Source organism: Variovorax sp. Soil_C_17 (assembly GCF_057657265.1).
This window is the reverse complement of the sequence record NZ_JBDGIT010000006.1, coordinates 13340-40071: the sequence shown is the minus strand read 5'-3', so window position 1 is coordinate 40071 and position 26732 is coordinate 13340. Positions and strand designations below refer to the sequence as shown.

At 65.4% G+C, this 26732-nt stretch carries 19 protein-coding genes and 2 tRNA genes; 10 read left to right on the top strand and 11 right to left on the bottom strand.

The annotated features are described in order from the left end of the window. Positions 1–35: 35 nt before the first annotated feature. On the bottom strand, positions 36–917 hold the full coding sequence (locus tag AC3A6Y_RS24940; RefSeq protein ID WP_487870929.1) for a transporter substrate-binding domain-containing protein: 882 nt from the start codon (positions 915–917) through the stop codon (positions 36–38). Positions 918–1132: 215 nt separating this feature from the next. Here AC3A6Y_RS24940 and AC3A6Y_RS24935 point away from each other — a divergent pair, with 215 nt between their 5' ends. Next, positions 1133–2344 carry a D-amino acid dehydrogenase gene (locus AC3A6Y_RS24935; RefSeq protein WP_487870928.1) on the top strand — a complete coding sequence of 404 codons (1212 nt, stop codon included), beginning with the start codon at positions 1133–1135 and terminating at the stop codon, positions 2342–2344. On the opposite strand, the gene AC3A6Y_RS24930 is transcribed toward AC3A6Y_RS24935, so the two are convergent. Genes AC3A6Y_RS24930 through polA form a run of 3 tightly spaced genes read right to left on the bottom strand, consistent with a single transcriptional unit; the run spans position 2341 to position 7380 of the window. Then, positions 2341–3243 carry a LysR family transcriptional regulator gene (locus tag AC3A6Y_RS24930; RefSeq protein WP_487871176.1) on the bottom strand — a complete coding sequence of 301 codons (903 nt, stop codon included), beginning with the start codon at positions 3241–3243 and terminating at the stop codon, positions 2341–2343. The two genes, AC3A6Y_RS24935 and AC3A6Y_RS24930, sit on opposite strands and share 4 nt — an antisense overlap. 17 nt (positions 3244–3260) lie before the next feature. Further along, positions 3261–4550 (bottom strand): M20/M25/M40 family metallo-hydrolase, encoded by a 1290-nt coding sequence (locus tag AC3A6Y_RS24925; RefSeq protein ID WP_487870927.1) that lies wholly within the window; start codon positions 4548–4550, stop codon positions 3261–3263. A gap of 37 nt (positions 4551–4587) precedes the next feature. Then, on the bottom strand, positions 4588–7380 hold the full coding sequence (gene polA, locus AC3A6Y_RS24920; RefSeq protein WP_487870926.1) for a DNA polymerase I: 2793 nt from the start codon (positions 7378–7380) through the stop codon (positions 4588–4590). A 97-nt stretch (positions 7381–7477) separates the two neighbouring features. Here polA and AC3A6Y_RS24915 point away from each other — a divergent pair, with 97 nt between their 5' ends. From AC3A6Y_RS24915 to AC3A6Y_RS24905, 3 genes are read left to right on the top strand one after another with little or no spacing between them, the layout of a single operon-like run. Next, positions 7478–7831 (top strand): hypothetical protein, encoded by a 354-nt coding sequence (locus tag AC3A6Y_RS24915; RefSeq protein ID WP_487870925.1) that lies wholly within the window; start codon positions 7478–7480, stop codon positions 7829–7831. A gap of 7 nt (positions 7832–7838) precedes the next feature. Then, positions 7839–8888, top strand: a complete 1050-nt coding sequence (locus AC3A6Y_RS24910; protein ID WP_487870924.1) for a homoserine kinase — start codon at positions 7839–7841, stop codon at positions 8886–8888. 15 nt (positions 8889–8903) lie between these two features. Beyond that, the gene (locus tag AC3A6Y_RS24905) at positions 8904–9707 is read left to right on the top strand and encodes a BPSS1780 family membrane protein (RefSeq protein ID WP_487870923.1); all 804 of its coding nucleotides are present in this window, start codon (positions 8904–8906) and stop codon (positions 9705–9707) included. A 108-nt stretch (positions 9708–9815) separates the two neighbouring features. Here the strand turns inward: AC3A6Y_RS24905 and AC3A6Y_RS24900 are convergent, their stop codons facing one another. The 3 genes from AC3A6Y_RS24900 to AC3A6Y_RS24890 all read right to left on the bottom strand — a co-directional run bounded on the left by AC3A6Y_RS24900 (position 9816) and on the right by AC3A6Y_RS24890 (position 16835). Next, complete coding sequence (locus AC3A6Y_RS24900; RefSeq protein WP_487870922.1) at positions 9816–11645, bottom strand: hypothetical protein; 1830 nt, start codon at positions 11643–11645, stop codon at positions 9816–9818. A gap of 501 nt (positions 11646–12146) precedes the next feature. Then, positions 12147–14141, bottom strand: coding sequence for a hypothetical protein (locus AC3A6Y_RS24895; protein ID WP_487870921.1), 1995 nt, complete (start codon positions 14139–14141; stop codon positions 12147–12149). Positions 14142–14468: 327 nt separating this feature from the next. Then, positions 14469–16835 (bottom strand): UvrD-helicase domain-containing protein, encoded by a 2367-nt coding sequence (locus AC3A6Y_RS24890; RefSeq protein WP_487870920.1) that lies wholly within the window; start codon positions 16833–16835, stop codon positions 14469–14471. A 241-nt stretch (positions 16836–17076) separates the two neighbouring features. Between AC3A6Y_RS24890 and AC3A6Y_RS24885 the strand changes: the two genes are divergently transcribed. The 3 genes from AC3A6Y_RS24885 (at position 17077) to AC3A6Y_RS24875 (ending at position 20111) form a co-directional block, all read left to right on the top strand. Continuing rightward, positions 17077–18780 (top strand): protein kinase domain-containing protein, encoded by a 1704-nt coding sequence (locus AC3A6Y_RS24885; protein WP_487870919.1) that lies wholly within the window; start codon positions 17077–17079, stop codon positions 18778–18780. Positions 18781–19005: 225 nt separating this feature from the next. Beyond that, positions 19006–19983 (top strand): GMP reductase, encoded by a 978-nt coding sequence (locus tag AC3A6Y_RS24880; protein ID WP_487870918.1) that lies wholly within the window; start codon positions 19006–19008, stop codon positions 19981–19983. A gap of 52 nt (positions 19984–20035) precedes the next feature. Further along, positions 20036–20111 (top strand) — tRNA-Ala (locus tag AC3A6Y_RS24875). A 55-nt stretch (positions 20112–20166) separates the two neighbouring features. On the opposite strand, the gene AC3A6Y_RS24870 is transcribed toward AC3A6Y_RS24875, so the two are convergent. Beyond that, on the bottom strand, positions 20167–20874 hold the full coding sequence (locus AC3A6Y_RS24870; protein ID WP_487870917.1) for an SDR family NAD(P)-dependent oxidoreductase: 708 nt from the start codon (positions 20872–20874) through the stop codon (positions 20167–20169). A gap of 101 nt (positions 20875–20975) precedes the next feature. On the opposite strand from AC3A6Y_RS24870, the gene bktB reads away from it, so the two are divergent. Both bktB and AC3A6Y_RS24860 read left to right on the top strand, forming a co-directional pair. After that, entirely contained in the window at positions 20976–22157 is a 1182-nt protein-coding gene (gene bktB / locus AC3A6Y_RS24865) for a beta-ketothiolase BktB (protein WP_487870916.1), read from the top strand. 64 nt (positions 22158–22221) lie between these two features. After that, a tRNA-Lys gene (locus tag AC3A6Y_RS24860) sits at positions 22222–22297 on the top strand. 82 nt (positions 22298–22379) lie between these two features. Here the strand turns inward: AC3A6Y_RS24860 and AC3A6Y_RS24855 are convergent. Genes AC3A6Y_RS24855 through araD form a run of 3 tightly spaced genes read right to left on the bottom strand, consistent with a single transcriptional unit; the run spans position 22380 to position 25878 of the window. Further along, a complete protein-coding gene (locus AC3A6Y_RS24855; RefSeq protein ID WP_487870915.1) occupies positions 22380–23360 on the bottom strand; it encodes a Bug family tripartite tricarboxylate transporter substrate binding protein in 981 nt (326 codons plus the stop codon). Between the two features lie 35 nt (positions 23361–23395). Then, the gene (locus AC3A6Y_RS24850; protein ID WP_487870914.1) at positions 23396–24106 is read right to left on the bottom strand and encodes a ribonuclease activity regulator RraA; all 711 of its coding nucleotides are present in this window, start codon (positions 24104–24106) and stop codon (positions 23396–23398) included. 44 nt (positions 24107–24150) lie between these two features. Further along, complete coding sequence (gene araD / locus AC3A6Y_RS24845) at positions 24151–25878, bottom strand: L-arabinonate dehydratase (RefSeq protein WP_487870913.1); 1728 nt, start codon at positions 25876–25878, stop codon at positions 24151–24153. A gap of 129 nt (positions 25879–26007) precedes the next feature. Here araD and AC3A6Y_RS24840 point away from each other — a divergent pair, with 129 nt between their 5' ends. Continuing rightward, the gene (locus AC3A6Y_RS24840; RefSeq protein ID WP_487870912.1) at positions 26008–26697 is read left to right on the top strand and encodes a GntR family transcriptional regulator; all 690 of its coding nucleotides are present in this window, start codon (positions 26008–26010) and stop codon (positions 26695–26697) included. Positions 26698–26732 lie beyond the last annotated feature (35 nt).

Sequence of the window (26732 nt, the reverse complement as noted above, 5' to 3'; positions counted from 1 at the left end):
AAAGCGACACGAAGTGCGCGAAGCCTGGGGAGCGCTTATGTCGCAGGCTTGTCGCTCGGAGACTTGATGTTGTCGCGCAGTTGCGGGCTCATCGGCAGGTTCAGCGGCACGTTCTTCGGCGGAATCGGCTGCAGGAACCACTTGGTGTACATCTTTTCGAACTCGCCGCTCTTCATCAGGCCGATGAAGGTGTCGTCCACCAGCTTCTTGAACGCCGCGTCGTCCTTGGCCAGCATGCAGGCGTAGGGCTCGACCTGCAGCGCCTCGCCCACCACCTCGAACTCGGCGGGGTTCTTGGCATTGGCCATCAGCCCGTACAGCAGGATGTCGTCCATCGCGAAAGCCACGGCGCGGCCGCTCTCGACCAGCAGGAAGGCGTCGGCATGGTCCTTGGCCAGCACGATGTCCATGTCGAGGTTCTTCTCGGCGTTGTACTTGCGCATGACCAGCGCATTGGTGGTGCCCGTCGTGCTGGTGACCGTCTTCTTGGCGAGGTCGGCATAGTCCTTGATGTTGGAGGACTTCTTCACCAGCAGGCGGGTGCCCGTGTAGAAGTGGTTCACGGCGAAGCTCACGTCCTTGGCACGTGCGCTGTTGTTGGTGGTGGAGCCGCACTCCAGGTCGATGGTGCCGTTGCTCAGCAACGGGATGCGGTTCTGCGAGGTCACGGCCATCATCGCCACCTCGAGGTTGGGCTTGTTGAGCTTCTTCTTGACCGCCTCGACCACGGCATTGGACAGCTCGACCGAGAAGCCGATCGGCTTGCCTCCATCCAGGTAGCTGAAGGGCACCGAGGATTCACGGTAGGCGAGCGTGATCTTGCCGGAGGCAGCAATCTTGGCCAGGGTGTCGGCGGCCTGGGCGCCCGTTGCGACGGCGGCGAGCGCCACGGCGGCCATCAATGCGGAAATCTTCATGCGAGCCCTTTCGGATTGGAATGTGTTGCGGAGTGTAGGAACGATTCACGCGGAGGTCACAATTCCTTTTGCGGGCACGGCCATGATCAAAAGTTATGGCCTCGTTTTGGGGGCATGAGCTTTGGCTATGGGCCGCCCCGCTTTTGGCATTTCACGCCCGGGCGGCCACCGCCTAGAGTCGGCGCATTCCAAACAAGCGGCAGGAAGTAAGCGTCATGCATGTGGGTGTGCTGGGTGCGGGCATCGTGGGCCTGGCCACCGCCTGGCAGTTGAGCCGGCGGGGCTTCCAGGTGAGCGTGGTCGATCGCGCGGTGCCCGGGTCCGGCGCCAGCGGCGGTAATGGCGCGCAGCTGAGCTACTCCTACGTGCAGCCGCTGGCCGATCCGTCGATCTGGAAGCAGTTGCCCAAGCTGCTGTTCTCGCGCTCCTCCCCGCTCAAGCTGCGGCCGCAGCTCGATCCGCTGCAGTGGCGCTGGGGCCTTGCCTTTCTGGCAGCCTGCAACGCCCGCACCTCGCACCAGACCACGGCGCAGCTGCTCGCGCTCGCGGCCGAGAGCCGCACCGCCTTCGAGGCCATGCTGGCCGAACTCGAGCCCGACTGCGATTTCTCCGCCACCGGCAAGCTGGTGCTGTACGGCAGCGCCGCCGCGCTGGAGGGCGCGCGCCGGCAGCTCGAGCTTCAGCGCACGATGGGCAGCGAGCAGCGCCTGGTCACGCCCGACGAATGCATCGCGATCGAGCCGGCGCTCGCGGGCTACCGCACGCAGATGGCCGGCGCCATCCACACGCCGAGCGAGTGCGCGGCCGACTGCCTCAAGCTTTGCAGCGCGCTGGAACATGCGCTGCGGGCGCGCGGCGTGCGCTTCCTGCTCGACTGCGAAGTGCAGGGTTTCGACCGGCGCCACGGGCGCGTCGCCGCGGTGCAGACCAGCGCCGGCGACCTGGAGGCCGACGCCTTCGTCATGGCTCTGGGCACCGCTTCCCACCGGCTGGGCCGCCAGCTCGGCGCCTACCTGCCGGTCTATCCGCTCAAGGGCTACAGCATCACCGTCGAGGTGGACCCGGGGGCGGAGGCCGCGCCACGCGTGAGCGTGACCGACAGCGCGCGCAAGGTGGTGTTCGCGCGCATCGGTTCGCGGCTGCGCGTGGCGGGGATGGCCGAGCTGGTGGGGCACGATGCCAGCATTCCAGCAACGCGCATCGAGACACTGGCCGCAGCGACCCGCGCCGTCTTCCCGCAAGCGAGCGGCCTGGAGGCGCTGCACCCCTGGACCGGCATGCGCCCCGCCACGCCGACGGGCGTGCCCGTCATCGGGCGCCTGGCCGCCGCACCTTCGAACATGCTGTTCAACACCGGCCACGGCGCGCTGGGTTTCACCCTGGCCTTCGGCTCGGCGGAGCGCGTGGCGCGGCAATTGGCGGCTTAGGCCATCTCCTCGATTGCCTCGCGCATGAATCGCGTGATGCCGCGCACCGTTACCGAGTCGGGCCGCTCGGCAAAGCGCAAGGCACGGATCGGCACCGGGATGCGCGGCTCCAGTGCCAGCACATCCACCTTGTCACGATCCGCCGAGCTGGCGGTGCAACCGTCGACCAGGGCCACGCCCAGCCCGTGGTGTGCCATGGCCAGCGCCGCATGGTAGGTCTGCACCGTGACCACCGCCTGCTGGAAGCCCACGCCCGCCTGCCGGCAGGCCTGGCTCAGGCTGGTGCCGACCGGATCGCGGCTGTCCAGCCCCACCACCGGCAGCTTGACCAGGTCGTGCAGCGCTGCCGAGCCGTTGCGCACCAGCGCGCGCGGCAGCATGCCCTTGGGCGCGATGCACACCATGCGGCTGTCGGCCAGCGCCTCCTGCGTGAGCGAGGGATGCACCGCCGGACTGAAGGCGAAGCCGACGTCCGCCTCCTGGCGCAGCAGCGCCGACATGATCTGCGGCGAGTGCAGCGCCTCCACCGTGACGGCGATGCCCGGATGCTTCTGGCGGAAGGCCTTGAGCGCGCGCGGCAGCACCTCGTAGCTCAGCGCCAGCACCGTGAGGATGCGCAGCTCGCCCGCGTCGCTGCCCGCGCGGAGGTTGGCCGCCAGCCGCTGCACCTCGTCGAGCTGCGCGAACAGGCGCTCGATGTGCGGATAGAGCGCCTGCGCCTCGGTGGTCGGCGTGAGCCGTCCCTTGGCGCGCTGGAACAGCGGGAAGCCCAGCTGGATCTCGGCGTGCTGCAGCGTGCGGCTGACGGCGGGCTGCGTGATGTTGATGAGCCTGGCCGCCGCGCTCACGCTGCCGGTGAGCATGATGGCGTTGAAGACCTCGATGTGGCGCAGGCGCATCGCGTCGAGCAATCGCGCTAGTGGCCGCCGGTCTTGCCGCGCGAGATGTCCATGACCATGCGCGCCGCCAGGTAGAGCCGCGGCTCGATGGAGTCGATCAGCACGTACTCGGCATCGGCCGAATGCGCGCCGAAGCCCTGCAGGCCGAAGCGCTCCACCACCGGCGCCTTGGTCTTCAGCGCGGCAAAGGCCGCATCGGTGCCGCCGCCGGCCACCTTGTCGTCGGCGCCCAGCTCGCGGCCCAGTTCCTTGTAGACCGCCTGCGCATGCGCGGCCAGCGCGCGCGAGGCGTCGGTCGCCTCCAGCGGCGGACGGCGGCGCTCGAACTTCATCTCGACCTTGGCCTCGGGGATCAGTTGCTTCTTGACGCGCTCCTGCACCTGCTTCTCGATGCGGTCGTAGTCGCTGACCTTCAGCACCCGCACGTCGGCGGCGGCATTGGCCGAGGCCGGGATCACGTTGCGGTTGGTGCCCGACTTCGAGATGGTCCAGTTCATCTTGAGCCCGGTGGCCGGATCGGACAGGTCGCGCATCTGCAGGATCTGGTGCGAGAGCTCGTAGAGCGCGTTCACGCCCAGCTCCGGCGCCGAGCCCGCATGCGAGGCCTTGCCCGTGACGTTGAGCGAGACCGAGGCGATGCCGGCGGTGGCGAGCGAGAGCTTGTCCTCCTTGACCGAAGCGCCCTCGTACGACATCACCACGTCGTGCTCCGCGCCGAGCCGGCTGATGAGCGCGCGCGAGCCGGGGGAGCTGATCTCTTCGTCGCCGTTGATCAGCACGGTGAGCGTGCCGTATTCCTTGAAGTCCAGCGCCTTCAGCAGCGCCACCGCGTGCAGGATGACGGCCACGCCCTGCTTGTCGTCGGCGATGCCGAGGCCGTAGGCCTTGTCGCCGTCGATGCGAAAGGGCTGCTTGTTCAGCATGCCGATCGGGTAGACCGTGTCCATGTGGGCGATGAGCATGATCTTCTTGCTGCCCGTGCCCTTGAAGGTGGCGCGCACCGCCTTGCCGATCTTCTCCGGCGTGTCTTCCATGCGGTAGGCCTCGGCCGTCGGGTCGACCAGCTCGACCTGGCCGCCCATGGCCTTGAGGCGGTCGGCGATCAGGCTGGCGATCTTGTCCAGGCCCTCGAGATCGCGGCTGCCGGACTCGATCGAAACCAGCTGCTTGAGGGTGTCGAGCAGCGCGGGCTTTTCCTTGGCGGCCAGCGCGGCGATGCGCTCGTCGGGTGCGGCCGAGGCGATGCCCAGCCAAGCGGCGCAGACGGCGCCGAGGGCGAAGATGCGGAGGGAATGCGAGAACTTCATTCGTTTGTCTTTCCTTGGGTCTTGTGTTGGTCTTCTTTCAATGCGCCTTGTCCCAGTTGGGGCCAAAGCCGATCTCGGCGAGCAGCGGAACCTTGAGCTCCGCCACGCCGGCCATGAGCCGCGGGATCTCGCTGCGGACCCAGTCGGCTTCATCCTCGGGCACCTCGAACACCAGTTCGTCATGCACCTGCATGATCATCTTCGTGCGGCGTTTCTCGGCGTCGAGCACCGCCTGCACCTTGACCATGCTGAGCTTGATCAGGTCGGCCGCCGTGCCCTGCATCGGCGCGTTGATGGCGGCACGTTCGGCCCCGCCGCGGCGCGGGCCGTTGGGCGAGTTGATCTCGGGCAGGTAGAGGCGGCGGCCGAACACGGTCTCCACATAGCCCCGCTGCTTGGCCAGGGCCTTGGTCTCGTCCATGTAGACCTTCACGCCCGGGTAGCGCGCGAAGTAGCGGTCGATGTAGGAGGCCGCGGCCTTGGTCTCGATGCCGAGGTTGCGCGCCAGGCCGAAGCTGCTCATGCCGTAGATCAGCCCGAAGTTGATTACCTTGGCATAACGTCGCTGCTCGCTCGAGACCTGGTCCACCGGCACGCCGAAGACCTCGGCCGCGGTGGCGCGGTGCACGTCGATGCCCTCGGTGAAGGCGCGCAGCAGCGACGCATCGCCGCTGATGTGGGCCATGATGCGCAGCTCGATCTGCGAGTAGTCGGAGCTCGCGATCACGCTGCCCGCCGGCGCCACGAAGGCCTCGCGCACGCGCCGGCCCTCGGGCGTGCGGATCGGGATGTTCTGCAGGTTGGGATCGTTGCTCGACAGCCGGCCCGTCACCGCCACCGCCTGCGCGTAGTGCGTGTGCACCCGGCCCGAGCGCGGATGGGCCAGCTGCCCCAGCTTGTCGGTGTAGGTGCCCTTCAGCTTGGAAAGGCCGCGGTGCTCGAGGATCTTGGCCGGCAGCGGGAAGTCCTCGGCCAGCTTCTCCAGCACCTCCTCGTCCGTGCTCGGCGCGCCGCTGGGCGTCTTCTTCACCACCGGCAGGCCCAGCTTGGTGAAGAAGACCTCGCCGATCTGCTTGGGCGAGCCCAGGTTGAAGGGCTGGCCGGCGAGCTCGAACGCCTCCTGCTCCAGCGCCAGGATGCGCTTGCCCAGCTCGTTGCTCTGCGCGGCCAGCGTCGGGGCGTCGATCAGCACGCCGTTGCGCTCCACGCGGTAGAGCGTCTCGCTGGAGGCCATTTCCAGCTCGTAGATGAAGCGCAGCTTGTCGTCGGCCTGCAGCTTCGGCCAAAGCGCGAGGTGCACGTCCAAAGTCTGGTCGGAGTCCTCGCAGGCGTACTCGGCCGCCTTCTCGATCGACACCTGGCTGAAGGGAATCTGGTGCGCGCCCTTGCCGCACAAGTCCTCGTAGTCGATGCCGCTGCGGCCCAGATGGCGCTCGGCCAGGCTGGCCAAGCCGTGCGGCTTGTGCACTTCCAGCACGTAGCTCTGCAGCATGGTGTCGTGCGCGTAGCCCTGCACCTCGATGCCGTGGTTGGCAAACACGTGGCGGTCGTACTTGACGTGCTGGCCCAGCTTCTTCTTCGTGCCGTCCTCCAGCCAGGGCTTGAGCTTCGCGAGCACCTCGTCACGCGGCAGCTGCGCCGGCGCGTCGCCGTAGTTGTGGGCGAGCGGCACGTAGGCCGCCTCGCCGGGCTTGACGCTGAAGCTGATGCCCACGATCTCGGCGTGGATTTCGTCCAGCGAGGTGGTCTCGGTGTCCAGCGCGACCAGTTCGGCCGCCTCGACCTTCCCCAGCCAGGTGTCGAAAAGCTCCCAGCTCAGCACCGTGTCGTAGACCAGGTTGGAGGCCCTGTCCGCGGCGTCGGCAGCCGGCTTCTCGAGCAGGCCGGTGCCGCCCTCGGGGCCGCCCTTCGCCCTGTTCTCCTCGATGAGCTCGGGCGGGACTTCGTGCGCCTCCAGCGTCTTCACCAGGCTCTTGAAGCCGTACTTCTCGTAGAAGCCCTTCAGGGGCTCGACCTGCTGCGGGCCGATGGCGATGCCGTCGAGCGCGGGCAGGCCGGGCACGTGGCCGTCGAGCTCGCAGTCGGTGCGGATGGTCACCAGCCGCTTGCCCTGTGGCAGCCAGTCCAGCGCCTTGCGCAGGTTCTCGCCGGCCTGGCCCTTGACCTCGCCGGCGCGGGCCATCAACGCATCGAGCGAGCCGTATTCCAGCAGCCACTTGGCGGCTGTCTTCGGACCCACCTTTTCCACGCCGGGCACGTTGTCGACGGTGTCCCCCACCAGGGTCTGGTAGTCGATCATCAGGCGGGGCGGCACGCCGAACTCGGCCGTCACGCCGGCCACGTCGCGCTTCTTGCCGTTCATCGTGTCGATGATGGTGATGTGCTCGTCGACCAGCTGGCTCAGGTCCTTGTCGCCGCTGGAGACGATCACCTCGACGCCCTGGTTCGCCGCGGTGCGCGCCAGGGTGCCGATCACGTCGTCGGCCTCGACATCGGGCACGCACAGCACCGGCCAGCCCAAAAGCCTCACCACTTCGAGGATCGGCTCGACCTGGCTGCGCAGATCGTCGGGCATCGGCGAGCGGTTGGCCTTGTACTTGGGATACCACGTGTCCCTGAAGGTCTTTCCCGGCGCGTCGAAGACGCAGGCGGCGTAGTCGGCCCGCACCTCGCGGCGCAGCAACTGCAGCATGTTGATCATGCCGCGGATGGCGCCCGTCGCCGGGCTGGCCGGGTCGCCCGGCACCGCGCGCAGATCGGGCATCGCGTGGAAGGCGCGGTAGAGGTAGCTCGAGCCGTCCACGAGCAGCAATGTTTTCTTGTCGGTCATCGGGGCATTTTGCCGTGCCGCGTTCGGGCGCCCGCACGACGGCGACCGTCGCCGCCGGCTGACAGCGCCCCGCAGGGCCGCCGCCTACAATCGCCTCATGTCCTCCACTCCTCTTCTGCTCGCCCGCGGCGCCCTGCTGGCCGCGCTGGCCTGTGCCGCACCGCTGGCCGCCGTTCATGCCCAGAGCGCACCGCCGCCCGGCGCCGCCCAGGCCGCGCCCGAGTCGCCGCGCAGCAACCAGAAGATCGAGCACATTCGCGTCGAGGATGCCGGCGCGCGCGTCGACGAGGTGCGCTACGGCGGCCAGACCCAGAGCATCACGGTACAGCCCAAGGCGAACGTGCCCTCCTACGAGGTGCTGCCGAACAACAGCGGGCGCGACCGGCAGAGCCAGACCGAGACCGGCGGCAACGGCAACGGCGCGCGGGTCTGGAACGTCCTCAAGTTCTGAAAAAGCTGTGGCGGTCTTTACCGAAGTCGGGTTCGACGAAGCCGATGCGCTCGTCCAGCGCCTGGGCTTGGGCCCGCTCAGCGGCCTGCGGGGCATCGAGGGCGGCATCGAGAACACCAACTACTTCGCGAGCACGGCATCGGGCGAATTCGTCCTGACGCTGTTCGAGCGCCTGGGGCCGGAGCAGCTGCCCTACTACCTCTGCCTGATGAAGCACCTGGCGTCGCGCGGCATTCCGGTGCCTGAACCGGTGGCCGACCCGGCGATCGAGCCGCCCAGCGGCCACGCGCTCTCCATCCCGGCCAATGCGCCCTGCGAGTTCCTGCACCGGGTGGCGGGCAAGCCGGCGGCCCTGGTGCAGCGGCTCCAAGGGCGCAGCGAACTGGCGCCCACGGCCGCCCATTGCGCCGAGCTGGGCCGCCTGCTGGCGCGCATGCACCAGGCGGCACGCGACTTCCCCCGCATCCAGCCCAACCTGCGCGGCCTGGCTTGGTGGAACGACACCGCGCCGGTGGTGCTGCCCTACCTCGAAGCGCCGCAAGCGGCACTGCTGAAGAGCGAGCTGGCCTACCAGAACCATGTTGCCGAGTCCTCGGCCTACGCGGCGCTGCCGCGCGGCCCGGTGCATGCCGACCTGTTCCGCGACAACACGATGTTCGCCACCAGAGGCGAGTCGCCGCGCCTGACGGGCGTGTTCGACTTCTACTTCGCCGGCACCGACACCTGGCTCTTCGATTTGGCGGTGTGCCTCAACGACTGGGCGATCGACCTGCCCACCGGCCGGCACGATGCGCTTCGCGCCGACGCCCTGCTGGCTGCCTACGGCACCGTGCGGCCACTGACCGCCGCCGAGCGCGCCCTGCTGCCCGCCATGCTGCGCGCCGCGGCCCTGCGCTTCTGGATCTCGCGACTTTGGGACTTCCACCTGCCGCGCGAGGCGAGCATGCTCAAGGCGCATGACCCGACCCACTTCGAGCGCGTGCTGCGCGAACGCTCGCGGGCGCCGGCCGCACCCTTCTCTTCCAGCGCCGCCCTCGGCGAGCCCCAGGCCGCCTGAGGGGCCTGTCCATCCATGAAACTGAACCTCGTGCCGGCACGTACTGGCGCCGAATGGGTCCGCATCGGGCTCAAGACCTTCTGGCGGCAGCCGCTGGCCTTCATTTCGCTGTTCTTCCTGTTCATGGCCTCGATCTCGATCGCCTCGCAGCTGCCGCTGGTCGGCAGCGTGCTGGCGCCGATCCTGCTGCCTTTCATGACGCTGGGCCTGATGGTCGCCACCTCGGTGGCCTACGCCAACGACCGGCAGAAGCCCGCCGCGCCCGCCATGTTCACCGCCGCCGCCGAAGCGGTGCGCGGCGAGTGGAAGCCGATGATCGTGCTGGGCCTCATCTCGGCGGCCTACTTCGTGATCGTGGTGGGCCTCTCGGCATTGTTGGACGACGGCTCCTTGGCGCGCGCCTATTTGCTCGACGAGACGCTCTCGGCCGAAGTGATGGCCAGCAGCGACTTCCAGACTGCCCGCCTCTTCGTCATGGTGCTCAACCTGCCGCTGTCGCTGGCCATGTGGCATGCCCCCGCGCTGGTGCATTGGCACCACGTGGAGCCGGTGAAGAGTCTCTTCTTCAGCCTGGTCGCGCTGTTCCGCAACTTCGGCGCCTACGCGATGTTCTGCCTCTCGTGGTTCGGCGTATTCCTCATCGCCGGCATCGGCATCGGCTTGGTGGCCACGGTGCTGGTCGGCGTCGGCGCCGTCGGCATGGGCGGCGGCGCCTCGGCCCTTGGCGGGGCGCTGATGATCGGCAGCGCGCTGGTGCTGGCAGCGATGTCGCTGAGCTCGACGTGGTTCACGTTCAGGGACAGCTTTCGGGCGGATTAGGGGATTGCATCCCCCTCATTTGCAGCGACCAGTGCGCTGCAGGACGATCTGTGTCACGCAGCGCGCGCAATGTCCTCGTTCATTGCGCCCAGCGAAAGCCAGAGCCGATTACGACGGAAGGTGCGTCTTCCGCAGGACAACATCAGGTCTCTCGTCCGCTATCAGCTCCTGCTCGCGAGGCGTAAGTAGAAGAACTGCGGAGTCTAAGATGCCGCGTGGAAACTCCGCCTTAAATTCGGTGGCGGCGAAAGTGTACGGGGGAGCGGACACGGAGCAGAACTGGCGCAAGAGAGCCGCTAGGCAGCCCACGAGCCCCGCCGGCTTCCATTCGCCAGACGCCGCGGAACGTTTGCACAGGGCTGCGAGCAGGCGTATATCGGCAATCGTCCATAGAACACGGCGCTTGTCGAATGGGTTCTCAGACAGCAGGCTGGGTTCGTCGCCCACACCGTGGTGCTCCTGCAGCGCCAAGAGAAGGGCGTCCGCCATGGCCGCGTACTCGAGAACCGTGCCGGGATCCTCGAGCAGAGCGAGCATGCCATCCAAGTTGGACCATTGACAACGCAGCAATGCACGGGGCGGGGTCGGCCATAGATCCAACTTGCCCATGAGGTCGTGGAGACGAGCCATGATCTTGGCCTTGCTACTCGGATCAGGAAGCATCGACAACAGACTGATCAAGGTCTGCGCCTGAACATCCGCCGGGTACTCCGGAAGACTGTAGGCTACAAGAACCGCCAAATCCTGGACGTCCGGTGCCATGAGGCCCCGCATACGGTATGCCATCGTCAGGAATTGCAGGGGCAGCGCCGACAGATCGACGTGCTCTGCAAAATAAGGTGACATCGCCTGTCTTTGGCTCGCCAACTGGAGTACCGCCCGGTTGTGCAGTTTGAGGTAGCCGGACTTCAGTTCCTCGCTCTGATCCATGGAGATCGCGAGCGAGACCATGAACGTCCACAGCACCAAGTCGAGGCGGCGCTCCGCAACGCCTGGGGCGCGCGGCAGAATCGACCTGACGTCTTGCGCCTTCAGATCCACCAGGCAGTGGACCAGGGTGTCCATCCGGAAAGCAACGTTCGCCGTGTCTTCTTTAACAAATCCTCTCCGAATATCGGATTCCCACTGCATCCAGGTTAAGTTGGTCAGCATCGGCGCAAGGCGGGTGAAGAAAGCCTTGTCAACCAGTGCCCAATTCGCCAGCTCTTTCCGACCTTCATCCGGCGGCCCTTCGAATTCGGGCCTCATCCAATCCATGTCCAATATTTGGAGTATGTGCGTCAACACCAACGTGACCATATCGCGAGGCAGTTCCATGGGCCCGTCATCCGTCGCCGCACCTGGCGCCCGAATCGCATGGCGCTCGGTACCTGTGTCGATCACGGCGATCTCGTCGTCCTGGAGCGCAACCTTGGTGTTCTCGATGGGTATGACCAACGTATTGGCGCAAAAGCCCAACGCGGGCAAGGTCTTGCTCATGCCGTCAATGACAGATTGCACGTAATCGATCAGAGGACTCTCGTCCTCCGGGAGCTGCCCGCAAGCCCTTTGGCCATGCAAACAAGTCAGCAACGCTTGCATCGCAGGCAGCGGCAAACCATGAAGCCTCGAGCAAAGATTCAACAACACTCCGGAGGACTGCTGCGAGGCCCACGCCGCGTTCAAGCAATGCGTCACGCACGCGGCGGCCTTCTCCGGGGCGAGCCCGGCCATCAAGAGAGCAAGGCGCTCGGACATTTGCATCAGCAAGTCTGGACATGCTTCACAAAGATCCGCGGTCAGCTCGCCGAGCCAGTCATGGACGTCCGCGGCCGTCTTGACGTGCGGGAGCAATCTCAGCAATTCCGAGACCAATTGGTCTGGCGACAAACTCGCCACTTGGTCGTGAAGGGCGGCGAGGCACATGCCCACGGAAGAGCCATCCGGCTGCATGTCCATCGGGTCGTGCTGGACTTCTTGCCGCTGCGAGGACTGCAACTCTCCGGCTGACCTCGGGCTATTGGGATTGCAAACTCTTGGGGTCCTGGGTGGCGTCGCTCTGAATTCCATGATATCTAGTCGTGTCTGATGGCTTGAAGGATGAATGGAACTGAACAAGCACGCTGACGCTCCCGCCACGTGCGAACTCGGCTCACAGTTGAGTGACCACGCTTGCACGTAGGTTCCGAGCTGCTGCCGCAAGATGGGACTTGACAATGCCGAAGACTGGCGGTTTCAAGAGCGAAGTGCAACACCCGATTCAATGGCAGGTACTGACGCAACAGCCCATGGTGTTCTCGCAGGTGCCGCGTTGCGGGGGGCTGTGCGGGTCGCAGAAGTTGCCCGCGCGCTTGATGAAGTCGCCCTCCCAGTACCCTGGCATGACGCGATCGTCGATCTCGAGGTGATGGGCAGCAGCGACTCCAGGCGGCGCGCCTGTTCGTCATGGTTCTTGGCAGGTTATTGAGGCATTTCGTCACTCATTTCCTGCGGCATTTCTTTCATCAGACGATCGACAAGCTCTATGCAGTTCAAATGCTGGCCCCAAATTCCCTTGATGATCTCCAGGACAAACTCTCGATCGTAGACAGGAATGTCCCCATTCCTCGCAAAGCTCGCGATCAGTTCCATGTGATCTGACCAGTTCTTCTGTTCGTCAGGAGCGTAGATCCTGCACAAAATCAGTGCCTGTTCTTTGAACGTGAGTCGAGCAAATGCAAGACTCAGAATAGAGGCCGGAAACAGCGCCATGAACTGAGGGGCCGCGAACCTGTAGGCCGGAGCAGATACTGAGCAGAACTGCCGTAAGAGATCTGCCAGGCAATGAACGAGCCCCGACGGCTTCCACCCTTCGAGCTTCTCCGCACGTTTGCACAAGGCGCAGAGCCAACCTATGTCGCCCATAGTCCATAAGACATAGCGCTCGCCGAACGGATCGTCGATCAGCATCCTCGGCTCGCCGCCCACACCGTGGTGCCGCTGCAGCGCTGCAAGCAGCCCGTTTGCCTCTTCTTCGAGCACCGGGCTGGAGCCGTCGATCAGCGCGAGCATGACGTTCAAGCGAGATGCCTGGTAGAGCAGCCAATCATGGGCTGGGCGCTTCCAGAGAACGCCCTTGTCCATGAGCTTCTGGATGCGGCCCAGGAACTTATCTATGAGCTCTTGAGAATTGCCCAGGAGGGGCAAAACGCCGATCAGGGTCTGCACCTCGACATCTTCCGGATAAGCCCGGAGACCGTCGAGTGTCAGTTTAGTCAGCATCCTGAAACCCAGCGTTGTGCCCCCGAGCATACGGTAGGCCATGGTCAGCAACTGCAAGGGCATCGCTGACAGATCGACGTGCTGGGCAAACGAAGGCGACATCGCCTGGCCCGCGCTTGCGAGTTGGACTACAGCTCGGTTGTGTAACTGCGAATACACGCCCTGCAGCAACGGAAGACTTATTTGAAGCCCGGGCTGCGTCAGGCATAACGACAAGGCCCGCAACACCAGGTCGAGGCGGCGCTGCGCTATGCCCGGCGCACCAGGCAACATCGATTTGACCGTTTGCGCATCCAGATCGACGATGTCATGGATCAGCCCTGACATCGCGTCGGCAGGCTCAATACCCGAGAACAACTCCAGCCTGCTGTCGGCCTCCCTCTGCATCCATGAATAGTTGGCCAGCATCGGTTGGAAGCGGGCAAAGAACTGCTTGTCAACCCGCGCCATGTTCCACAGGGCTTTGCCGTGTTCCTTAGACGGCCCGTAATACTGGGGCTGCATCCAATCGACGCCCTCGGCCCTAAGCTCGTGCGCCATCATCAAAGTCAGCACATCGTGGTTCAATTCGGGCAAAGCTCGCGTCGTCGTACCCGGAGCCTGGATTGCATGACGATCGGTGCCCGTATCGATCGCCATGATCTCGTCTTCTCCGAGCACACCAGGGGGGAGCTCGATCGGTACGACCAACGTGGTGCCGGGCCCTGTGCCAAACCCCGAGGTTGGCAGCGACAGACTCAGATCAATGACTTCCTTGATATGAACAATAAGGCCCGCTCCGATGGCAGGCGGATTCTCTTGGCCCCGCAAACATTCCAACAACGCCTGCATGGCAGTCAGCGACATGCTGGGGAGCGCAGCGCCAAGAGCCCTCCACACCACGACAGACTGGCCCGCACCCGCTGCCACGTTCAGACAACGCTCCACACACGCGGGCAAACTCTCCGGGGTCCATTGAGGCAGCAGGCAAGAGAGCCGCTCGGAGAAGCTCGACAGCAGGTCCGGACAGGATGTGCAGAGTGCCGAGTTCAGCGCACCGAGCCAGTCATTGACCTCCTGGACCGTTGCAACCTGCTGCACCATGGCCAGCAATTGCGTGGGCCAGCCCTCCTCGCTCCCCGATCTCTCTACCCAGCGGCGGAAGGCGAGGAGGCGTTCGCCAATGGAAGGAGCATACGATTGCTCGCTGGTCACGGTTGGGGTTGTAGAGCCGTTATCAGGCTTTTGCCGCTTTGCGGATGGCAAGTCTTCGGACGAGCTCGAGCTTCCGGACGGACGCCGGGTGACTGAATGCATGATGTGTGATCCTCTTCTGGGTGCTTTTTGAAGTGAGCGAAGGCGAGTGGCATGAAAGCACTTCAGCCATGCAAGCTCCGCCCATCCTGGGTAACGACGCTTGCCCATCGGTTCCTTCACATGGCCGCGCACCACGCCGAGCGCGATCCGGCCTTTGATAGCCAGATGCGCGCGGTTCTGCGATCAGCGGAGAAGAAGCACTCCAGGAACCCAGTGTCTTGAGCGCTACACCGGCGTCAGCTTTGCCACCGACAGCGCCAGCCACTTGATACCGTGGCGCGGGAAGTTGACCTGCGCCCGCGCATCGTCCCCGCCGCCTTCCAGCGCCAGCACGGTGCCCTCGCCGAACTTGTTGTGGAAGACCTGCATGCCCGAACGCAGGCCGTGCGAAGGCGCGGCCTTTTGCGGCGGCATGGGCGGGCTGGCGAAGCTCTCCTTGCTGCCGCCGTAGCTGCCGCCGCGCGTGCTCGCGTAACCCCCGCCGTAGCCGAACGCCGAAGGCGTGAAGCCCTGGTTCTTCGGTGTCAGCCACTTCAGCGCGGCCTCCGGCAGCTCGTCGAAGAAGCGGCTCTTCACGTTGTAGCGGGTCTGGCCGTGCAGCATGCGCGTCTGCGAATGGCTCAGGTACAGGCGCTGGCGCGCACGCGTGATGGCCACGTACATCAGGCGACGCTCCTCCTCCAGGCTTTCGTGGTCGGACAGGGAGTTCTCATGCGGGAACAGGCCCTCCTCCATGCCGGTGATGAACACGCAATCGAACTCCAGGCCCTTGGCCGCATGCACGGTCATCAGCTGCACCGCGTCTTGCCCGGCCTGGGCCTGGTTGTCGCCGGATTCCAGCGCGGCATGGGTCAGGAAGGCGGCGAGCGGGCTCATGGTCTCGCCGGTCTCGGCGTCCGGCACCAAGGGCTCGTCGGTGATCGGCAGGTCGAGGTCGAGGCCCTGGCTGACCGGCGACTGCCGAAGCTCGTCCACCGGCATCGCCACCGCGTCGCGGCCGAAGCCCTCCTGCGTGACGAAGCTCTCGGCCGCGTTCACCAGCTCCTCCAGGTTCTCGATGCGGTCGGCGCCTTCGCGCTCGCTGCGGTAGTGCTCGATCAGGCCGCTGTGCTGCAGCACCAGCTCGATGATCTCGCGCAGCGACAGGCCCTGGGTCTGCTCGCGCAGCACGTCGATCTTGGCGACGAAGGCCGACAGGTTGGCGCCGGCCTTGCCGCCCACGACGGCGACGGCATCGTGCAGCGATCGGCCTGCGGCACGGGCTGCGTCCTGCAGCTGCTCGATGCTGCGCGCGCCGATGCCGCGCGGCGGAAAGTTGACGATGCGCAGGAAGCTGGTGTCGTCGTCCTTGTTCTCCAGCAGCCGCAGGTAGGCCAGCGCATGCTTGATCTCGGCGCGCTCGAAGAAGCGCAGGCCGCCGTAGACGCGATAGGGCACGGCGGCATTGAAGAGCGCGGTCTCGATCACGCGGCTCTGCGCGTTGCTGCGGTAGAGCACCGCCATTTCCTTGCGATCGATGCCCTCGCGCACCAGCTGGCGCATCTCCTCCACCATCCACTGCGCCTCGGCGAAGTCGCTGGTCGATTCGTAGACGCGTACCGGCTCGCCGGGGCCCTGGTCGGTGCGCAGGTTCTTGCCCAGCCGCTTCTTGTTGTGGCTGATCAGCGCGTTGGCCGAATCGAGGATGTTGCTGTAGCTGCGGTAGTTCTGCTCCAGCTTGATCTGGTGCGTGACTTCGAACTCCTGCACGAAGTCGGCCATGTTGCCCACCCGCGCGCCGCGGAAGGCATAGATGCTCTGGTCGTCGTCGCCCACCGCGAGCACGCTGTTGTCGCCGGGCACGAAGCGGCCCTCGACCGTGTTGCCCGCGAGCATCTTGATCCAGGCGTACTGCAGGCGGTTGGTGTCCTGGAACTCGTCGATCAGGATGTGGCGGAAGCGGCGCTGGTAGTGCTCGCGCACCGGGTCGTTGTCGCGCAGCAGTTCGTAGCTGCGCAGCATCAGCTCGCCGAAGTCGACCACGCCTTCGCGCTGGCACTGCTCCTCGTAGAGCTGGTAGAGCTCGACCTTCTTGCGGTCGTCCTCGTTGCGGGCCTCGACGTCGCGCGGCCGCAGGCCGTCTTCCTTGGCGCCGGCGATGAACCACTGGGTCTGCTTGGCCGGGAAGCGCTCCTCGTCGACGTTGAACTGCTTCATCAGCCGCTTGATGGCCGAGAGCTGGTCCTGGGTGTCGAGGATCTGGAAAGTGGACGGCAAGCCGGCCAGCTTCCAGTGCGCTCGCAGGAAGCGGTTGCACAGGCCGTGAAAGGTGCCGATCCACATCCCGCGCGCGTTGATCGGCAGCATGGCCGTGAGGCGCGCCAGCATCTCCTTGGCCGCCTTGTTGGTGAAGGTGACGGCCAGGATGCCGCCGGGCGAGACCTGGCCGGTCTGCAGCAGCCAGGCGATGCGGGTGGTCAGCACCCGGGTCTTGCCGGAGCCGGCGCCGGCCAGGATCAGGGCGTTGCCGGCGGGCAGCGTGACGGCGGCGAGCTGCTCGGGGTTGAGGTTTTGCAACAAAGTGGAGGTGGGCGCGGGGTGGGCGGAGGGCATGGTGCATTGTAGGAAGCACCGACTCGTACGACGTTCCCGACAGAGGAACTCTTCCCCGACGATTGTTACTGACTCGTTGGAGAAATCGCCTGCTCCAAGCTACCTCGACTCGTGAATACCGCAGTTAGTAGCGAACGAACTGTTTCCGGCGAATCGTTCTTAACCTTCATCCGCCTGCTCAAATCTCGCTATGCACCGAACTGTCAAGACCCTCTTCTTTAAAGCACAAGGAGGGGTAGCAATGCCGCCTAATAACAAAACTGTTCAACAGATGGGGTTGGAAAAGAAGCCCGATGCACGCATCGGTTTCAAGGTCAAGGGGACCATCGTCTATGCAAAGAGACGGACGAATGCAGGGCGAGCCCAGCTTGCATGGGACACATGGGTGGGTCGCCCCCAAAACCGCAAGGAAGCGGCGGCACTTGCCGTCCGACGTCTAGAAACAAGAATCAACAGTTTCGCGGGCGCTGCCAGTCTCCTGCAAGGTCAACTGCAAGCAGTGCAGTCACAGATCGCAGAATCAGACTCCGTTCGCGCGAAGGATCTTCGAGCGCTTCTTGACGGCATCGCCGGCCTTGAGACAAGAGAGCTGCGATTCAACAAGCACGTTCAGTCTGCTGCCGCGCAGCTAGACACTAACTCCACCAAGCTCTCCATCCGTGCGCTGTACGCAAAAAGGGTGACCCCAAAGTTCTCGCGAACAGACATTGCGAGCTTTTTGGCCTTCATCCAAAAGACGGCCGCATGCGACCTGAACCTTGTCGGCAAAGACCCACTTGACTATAGACAGGCCCTCGCCTTCGCAAAAAATTGGGTGGACGCCGAGCCGAAACAGAATCTCGGCAGTCCCAAGGACAGGTATCTCATCGATAACCTCGTGAACCTCGTTCTGCGCGGTAGCGGCGTGAAGGCAAGTCCCCCTGCTCAACCATCGTTGACAGCTTTCCAGTTGGAAGGCACGACGTTGAAACGCAAAGACGGCAAGCCCTTCGTGCGCGATGAGGTGCCGCTGGGCGAGGGGGCGTTCGGGTCGGTGCACATCTACAGGTGTGCAGAGGACGACGAAACGGTGGTCGGCAAGGTCTTCAAGCAACCGGACGACAGCGATCCGCAGGCGGAAGCACAGGTACACGCCCAGGCACAGTCAGGCCAGGCCGGCTACATCGTGCCTCTCTTAGGCGCTGTAAAGCTCCCCGACGACGGCCTCATGCTGGTCCTCGAACATGCGCCGAACGGCGACGCCGCAAAAATCCACGACAGCATTCTGTCGAAGTTGAAAACTGACAAACTTGATGGGCCATCCGCGTCGCACGCTTTCATGACCATGTTCGCGGACATGGTCCAAGGCGTGGTGAACGCCCACTCCAATGGCGTGATGCATCTCGACCTGAAGCCCGACAACTTCGTCGTAGACAGGGACGGCAAGTCCCACTTGGTCGACTTTGGCGTTTCGCAGAATGGGCTCGCTAAGACAATGTTGCGTCCAGTCGAGTCGCCAGACTTCGCCGCTCCAGAGGCGATCCGCAATCTCAAGCAACAAGGGTTGATAACCTATCAGGCTGACATCTGGTCCCTGGGTGCAATCCTGTATCAGTTCAATTCGCCCCGTCTGACAGACGCCAACAAGACTAGCGCTACCCCAAGCGACCTCCGGCCATTCCCCCACAAATTCTTGCATGAAGGTGACGGACTCATCGAAGCTTTCGCCCAGGCGGATGAGTCCAAACGACGCGCGCAACTCGGTCTATTCGAGGATAACCAGCTGCATGAGCTCATCTTCAAGATGCTCGATCCAGACCCATCGAAGCGGCCATCGCTCGAGGCCGTTCTCGCGCATCCACGCGTCGCCCCCTACGCGAATCCAAGCGGTCCGGATGAAGAAGCGATCGAACGAAGCGCACGCCGGTTGATTCTCGAAGCAGGAGAGCAGTTGCTCGATGTTTAGCGGATCACAAGCCACGAGCGCGCTAATAGGGCCATGCCCTTCCTCATATAGTCGGAATTTGCATCCTCGTCTACCGGCGCGCGTGCACGCTACTAGAATCGCGCACCGGGCCCAAGTTTCTTGCGCCCGGTTTTTTGCGCGCGCTTCCTTTGCAGGACGCGCCCGAAAGCCGGCCAGACCAAGCGCTCATTCGTTCTTCAACGACCCTTCCAGGAGCTTGGTTCCATGCAGATCTTCGACTACGACAACATCCTTCTCCTGCCGCGCAAATGCGTGGTGGAAAGCCGCGCCGAGTGCGACGCCAGCGTCACCCTGGGCGGCCGCAGCTTCCGCATCCCGACGGTGCCCGCCAACATGAAGACGGTGGTCGACGAGCCCATCTGCACCTGGCTCGCCCAGAACGGCTACTTCTACGTCATGCACCGCTTCGACCTCGACAACGTGCAGTTCGTCAAGGACATGCATGCCAAGGGCGTGTTCGCCTCGATCTCGCTGGGCGTCAAGAAGGCCGACTACGAGACGGTGGACCGCCTGGTTGCCGAGGGCCAGGCACCCGAGTACATCACGATCGACATCGCGCACGGCCATGCCGACACGGTGAAGAACATGATCGCCTACCTCAAGAAGCACCTGCCCAAGGCCTTCGTCATCGCGGGCAACGTGGGCACGCCCGAGGCGGTGATCGACCTCGAGAACTGGGGCGCCGACGCGACCAAGGTCGGCATCGGCCCAGGCAAGGTCTGCATCACCAAGCTCAAGACCGGCTTCGGCACGGGCGGCTGGCAGCTGTCGGCGCTCAAGTGGTGCGGGCGGGTGGCGACCAAGCCCATCATTGCCGACGGCGGCATCCGCGACCACGGCGACATCGCCAAGAGCCTCCGCTTCGGCGCCTCGATGGTGATGATCGGCTCGCTGTTCGCCGGCCACGAAGAATCACCGGGCAGGACAGTGGAGGTCGACGGCGCGCTCTTCAAAGAGTACTACGGCTCGGCCAGCGACTTCAACAAGGGCGAGTACAAGCACGTGGAGGGCAAGCGCATCCTCGAGCCGATCAAGGGCAAGCTGGCCGACACGCTGGTCGAGATGGAGCAGGACATCCAGAGCTCCATCAGCTACGCAGGCGGGCGCAAGCTCATGGACATCCGCAAGGTCAACTACGTCACGCTGGGCGGCGACAACGCCGGCGAGCACCTGCTGATGTAAGACGCCGATCGCGCTGGGGCCTCTCGATTCTGGTTAGAATTTGCCCTGCGTTGGGGGGGTAGCTCAGCTGGGAGAGCGCCGCGTTCGCAATGCGGAGGTCGGGAGTTCGATCCTCCTCCTCTCCACCAACTCTTCTCATGAGGCCTCGGCATCCGCCGGGGCCTTTTTGTTTTCAGGCTCTTCTCAGGCGTCCAGCGTCAGGTGCTGGCCGTGCAGCGCGGCGGCTGCGGGCGAGGCCAGGAAGCCGATGGTCTGGGCCGCCACCGCGGTCGACACCCAGCTCTCGGGCTTGGCATCGGGCATGGCCTGGCGGTTGGCGGGCGTATCCAGCGTACTGGGTGCGATGCTGTTCACCGTAATGCCGTGCGGCGCCAGTTCGGCGGCCGAGGCCTCGACCAGCCGCTGCAGCGCGCTCTTGGACGCGATGTAGGCGGCCATGGCGGCGGCGCCGCGCGCCGCACCCTTGGCGGTGACGGCAACCACGCTGCCGGCCTTGCGCTGGATCATCGAGGGCACCAGCGCCTGCGAGACCGCGACGAAGGACCAGGCGTTCAGTTTCATCATTCGGTCCCAGGCGCCGCGGCTCAGCGCGTGTACCTCTTCGCCCATTTCGAAGCCGCCGGCAATATGCACCAGCGCATCCACATGCTTGAAGGCTGCGAGGATGCGGCCGGCGACCTCCCCCATGCGCTCCACGGACGTCACGTCGGTCTCGAGCAACAGGTGTTGCGAGTTGTCCAGCCCGGGAAAGACGCTGACGATGTGCTCCATCCTGTGGTCGAGCAGGGCGATGCGCGCGCCCTGGTCCAGGAAGTGCTGCACGACGGCGCGGCCCAGCGCGCCTGCGGCGCCGGTCACCACGACATGGCGAGGGGTGTTGGGGTCGATCATTTCGCGGCTCCTAGTTCGGGCAGGCATCGTAACGCCGCGGTCGCGCAGGAAACGTGCATCATTGCCCCTTTCCTCCCCTTCCACTGCACCGGAGACTCGTCATGAAAGAAGTGGTTGTTGTCAGCGGCGTTCGCACCGCGATCGGTACCTTCGGCGGAGCCCTCAAGGACGTGCCGCCCACGAAACTCGCCGCACTGGTGACCCAGGAAGCGCTGGCACGCGCCCAGGTCGATGGCAAGGACGTGGGCCACGTGGTCTTCGGCCACGTGGTCAACACCGAGCCGCGCGACATGTACATGGCCCGTGTGGCCGCCATCGAGGGCGGCTGCGCCCAGGAGACCCCGGCCCTCACCGTCAACCGCCTCTGCGGCTCGGGCCTGCAGGCGATCGTGAGCGCGGCGCAGAGCATCCAGCTGGGCGACGCCAAGGTGGCCGTCGGCGGCGGCGCCGAGAACATGAGCCGCGCCCCCCTGTCCTCGCTCACCGCTCGCTGGGGCGTGCGCATGGGCGACGCCAAGCTGGTGGACATGATGATCGGCGCGCTGCACGACCCCTTCGAGAACATCCACATGGGTGTGACGGCCGAGAACGTCGCCAAGAAGTGGAACATCAGCCGCGAGACGCAGGACCAGACGGCGCTCGCCAGCCACCAGCGTGCGCAGAAGGCGATCGAGGGCGGCTATTTCAAGAGCCAGATCGTCCCGGTGCCGCTGCAGAGCCGCAAGGGCCCCACGCAGTTCGATACCGACGAGCATGTGCGCTTCGACGCCAAGATCGAGGACATGGCCAAGCTCAAGCCCGCCTTCCTGAAGGAGAACGGCACGGTAACCGCCGGCAACGCCTCGGGCATCAACGACGCGGCCGCGGCCGTGGTGCTGATGGAGAAGGAAGAAGCGGCGCGCCGCGGCCTGAAGCCGATGGCGCGCATCGTGGCCTACGCCTTCGCCGGCGTGGACCCGAACTACATGGGCATCGGGCCGGTGCCGGCCTCGCGCAAGGCGCTGGAGAAGGCCGGGTTGAAGGCTTCGGACATGGACGTGGTCGAAGCCAACGAGGCCTTCGCCGCGCAGGCCTGCGCGGTCACGCAAGACCTTGGCCTGGACCCGGCGAAGGTGAACCCCAACGGCTCCGGCATCTCGCTCGGCCACCCGATCGGCGCCACCGGCGCGCTGATCACCGTCAAGGCCTTGTACGAGCTGGAGCGCATCCGGGGCCGCTACGCGCTGGTGACCATGTGCATCGGCGGCGGCCAGGGCATTGCCTGCATTTTTGAGCGCAGCTGAGCGGAAGGCTCAAACATTCTGGCTATAATCTTTGGATTGCCTGAATGACAGCAATGTCGATCAGGGGCTCTTAGCTCAGTTGGTAGAGCAGCGGACTCTTAATCCGTAGGTCGAGTGTTCGAGTCACTCAGGGCCCACCAAAACAACCGCGCCAACGCTGAAAAGCCCGCTATCCAACGATAGCGGGCTTTTTTCATTCCAAGCCGTCGAGGACGGCAGCCCTCAGTCCGCCGTCGCGCCGGACTTCTTCACCAGTTCGGCCCAGCGCGGGATCTCCTTGGCCATGTGGTCGCGCAGTTCTTCCGGCGTGCTGCCCACGATGTCCATCGCCAGCTGGTCCGAGAGCCTGGCCTGCACGTCGGGCTGCTTGAGCGCCTTGACGATCTCGGCGTTGAGGCGCTGCACGATCGGCTTGGGCGTGCCCTTGGGCGCATACACCGCCTGCCACGACGACATCTCGAACCCGGGAATGCCCGATTCGATCATGGTCGGCAGCTCCGGCACCAGCGCGATGCGCTTGCTCGTCGTCACGGCCAGCAGCTTGAGCTTGCCGCTCTTGACCAGCGGCAGCGCCGCCGTCACCTGGTCGAACATGAAGGGCACCAGCCCCGCGGCGACGTCGGTCATGGCGGGCGGCGTGCCCTTGTACGGCACGTGGGTGAGCTTCACGCCGATCAGGTCGGCGAACATCTCGCCGGCCAGGTGGGTGGAGGTGCCGGCACCGGAAGAGGCAAATGTGCGCTTGCTCTCGTCCTTTTTCAGCAGGGCCACCAGTTCGGCCACCGAGTTCACGCCCAACTGGCTGTTGACGATCAACACGTTGGGCAGCCGGGCCACCAGCGAGACCGGCTCGAAGTCCTTCATCGGGTCGTAGGGCAGCTTCTTGTAGAGGCTGGCGTTGATGGCGTGCGTGCTGATGGTGCCGCCGAAGAGCGTGTAGCCGTCCGGTGCCGCCTTGGCGACGTAAGCGGCGCCGATGCCGCCGGCCTGGCCGGGCTTGTTGTCGACCACCACCGATTGCTTGAGGCTTTCTCCCAGCTTCTGGGCGAGCGTGCGCCCCACGATGTCGGTGGAACCTCCTGCCGTGAAGGGCACCACGTACACGATGGGCTTGGCGGCCGGCCATTCGGGGGCCTGGGCCCAGGTGGCCACAGGGGCGAGCGCGGCCAGAAGCAGCGCCGCGGCGCGGCGGGTGAAACGCATAGTTTGTCTCCTCGGGTCGTCGGAAAGAAAAGGACTCAGCGGCCGTGAGCCTGGCGCCAGGCCGCGAAGTCGGTGCGGCTCTGTTCGTCGGTGGGCGGGTACAGGCCCAGGATGGAGCGGCCTTCGAGCACCTTTTCCTGCACGAAGTCCTCGAAGGCAGTCATCTCGGTCGCCTCGGCAGCGATCTCGTCGGCGATGTGGGCGGGAATGACGATCGCGCCTTCCGCATCGCCCACGATCACATCGCCGGGAAACACCGGCGCGTCGCCGCAGCCGATCGGCACGTTGATGTCGATGGCCTGGTGCAGCGTGAGATTGGTCGGCGCGCTGGGGCGGCTGTGATACGCCGCAAAACCCAGCTTGGCGATGTCGGGACTGTCGCGGAAGCCGCCGTCGGTCACGACGCCGGCGGCGCCGCGCTTCATCAGCCGCGTGACCAGGATGCCGCCGGCCGACGCGGCGCGCGCGTCCTTGCGGCTGTCGATCACCAGCACCGCGCCTTCCGGGCACTGCTCCACCGCCTGGCGCTGCGGATGGTTGCGATCGAGGAAGACGTTGATGGGATTCAGGTCCTCGCGCGCCGGCATGTAGCGCAGCGTGAAGGCCTCGCCCACCATGTTGGGCAGGCCGGGGTTGAGCGGCCGCACGTCCTGGATGAACTGGTTGCGCAGGCCGCGCTTGAACAGGGCCGTGCACAAGGTGGCGGTGCTCACCTTCATGAGCTGCTCGCGGGTAGCGGGATTCACGGGTCGTCTCCGTTCTCTGAAGAAAAAATGGATGGGAAAGCCGGTCAGAAGATGTCGGGCTCGGGCACCGGCTTGCCGAAGGTCGTTTCAAGAAAGTCGAAGTCGCAGCCCTCGTTGGCCTGCTTGATGTGGCGCCCGAACATCCAGCCGTAGCCGCGCTCGTAGCGCGGCGGCGGCGGCAGCCATGCGGCCCTGCGCCGAGCAAGCTCCTCGTCGTCGACCTCGAGGTGGATGCGCCGCCCGGGCACGTCCACGCTGATGCGGTCGCCGGTCTTCACCAGTGCCAGCGGGCCGCCGATTGCGGATTCGGGCGAGCAGTGCAGCAGGCAGCCGCCGTAGCTGGTGCCGCTCATGCGTGCGTCGGACAGGCGCAGCATGTCCTTCACGCCCTGCTTCAGCAACTTGGTCGGGATGGGCAGCATGCCCCACTCCGGCATGCCGGCACCGCGGGGGCCGGCGTTGCGCAGCACCAGGATGTCCTCGCCCGTCACGTCCAGGTCCGGGTCTTCCACCGCCTTCTTGAGGGCCGGGTAGTCGTCGAACACCAGCGCCCGGCCGGTGTGCTGCAGCAGGTGCGGCGCGCAGGCGCTGGGCTTGATCACCACGCCGTCGGGCGCCAGGTTGCCGCGCAGGACGGCCAGCGCCCCTTCGGCGTAGATGGGGTTGGACATCGGCCGGATGACGTCGTCGTCGTAGACCTCGGCCCCTGCGATGTTCTCGCCGAGCGAGCGGCCGTTGACGGTGCGCGCATCGGTCTGGAGGTGGCTTCGGATGCGCTCCAGCAGTGCGGGCAGGCCGCCCGCGTAGAAGAAGTCCTCCATCAGGTAGGCATCGCCGCTGGGGCGGATGTTGGCGACGACGGGCACGCGGCGGCTGAAGTCGTCGAAGTCGTCCAGGCTCACCGGGTGGCCGGCACGCCGCGACATCGCGATCAGATGAACGATGGCGTTGGTGCTGCAGCCCATGGCCATCGCGCAGGCGATGCCGTTCTCGAAGTTGGCGCGCGTGAGCAGCTTCGCGGGCGTGAGGTCTTCCCACACCATCTCGACGATGCGGCGTCCGCACTCGGCGCTCATGCGGATGTGGTTGGCATCCGCCGCCGGAATGCTGGAAGCGCCCGGCAAGCTCAGGCCCACCGCCTCGGCGATGCCCATCATGGTGGCAGCCGTGCCCATGGTCATGCAGGTGCCGTGGCTGCGCGCGATGCCGGCTTCCATCTCGGACCAGGCCTGCTCGCTCAGACGGCCGGCGCGGCGCTCGTCCCAGTACTTGAAGGCATCGGAGCCCGAACCCAGCACCCTGCCCTTCCAGTTGCCGCGCAGCATGGGGCCGGCCGGCAGGTAGATGAAGGGGATGCCCATGCTGAGCGCGCCCATCGTGAGGCCGGGCGTGGTCTTGTCGCAGCCGCCCATCAGCACCGCGCCGTCCACCGGGTGGCTGCGCAGCAGCTCTTCCGTTTCCATCGCGAGGAAATTGCGGTAGAGCATGGTCGTAGGCTTGACCATGCTTTCCGACAGCGAGATGGCCGGCAGTTCCAGCGGAAAGCCGCCCGCCTGCAGGATGCCGCGCTTCACGTCCTCCACCCGGTGCTTGAAGTGCGCATGGCACTGGTTGGCGTCGCTCCAGGTGTTGACGATGGCGATCACCGGCTTGCCCATCCAGTCGTCATAGCTGTACCCCATCTGCAGCACGCGCGAGCGGTGGCCGAAAGAGCGGAAGTCGTCGGGCGCGAACCAGCGGGCGCTGCGCAGGGATTCGTAAGGGCGATTCATCGGGGGTCGTCTCCGGCACCATGGGCCGCTGCGGCTGAACGAAGGACGGTCGCGCGGCCAGCCGGGGTTGCGTGTGCGGCGGATTAAAACACTAATATATTAGTACGTCAATGCCAGAATCCATCCCCGATGAGTGCCCTTCCGAAGATCCGACTCGACCGCACGCGCCAGGCCACGCCACAGGTGCTGGAACAGCTGCGCGATGCCATCCTCTCGCTGGACCTGGTCCCCGGCACCGTGCTGGCGCGGCAGGAGCTGGCCGACCACTTCGGGGTGAGTCAGACGCCCGTGCGCGAGGCGCTGCTGCGTCTGAGCGAGGAAGGCCTGGTGGACGTGTTCCCCCAGCACGCCACGCTCGTCAGCCGCATCGACATCGCGGCGGCGCGCCAGGCGCATTTCCTGCGCCGCTCGATCGAGCTGGAGCTGGTGCACCAGCTCGCGCTCGCGGCACCGGCCGGGCTGGTCGAGCAGATGAAGGCCATCATCGCCCAGCAATCCGCGCTGTCGGCGGCGCAGCGCTACGGCGACTTCGTCGGTGCAGACCGGGCGTTCCATCGACTGATGTACGAAGCCGGTGGCGTGCCCGGCCTGTGGGAGATGGTCGGCCGAGTCTCCGGCCACGTCGACCGCTTGCGGCGCCTGCACCTGCCGACGGCGGGCAAGACCGAGGCGATCCTGCGCGACCATCGCGCCATCGTGCGCGCCATCGAGGCGAAAGACCCGGCCGCCGCCCAGGCCGCGCTGCGCAAGCACCTGTCGGGCACGCTCAGCGCTGTGGACGAGATTTGCAGGCAGTACCCCGAGTACGTCGCGGCCTGAGGCATCCGTCCATCGGCATCCGGCAAGCCACAGAA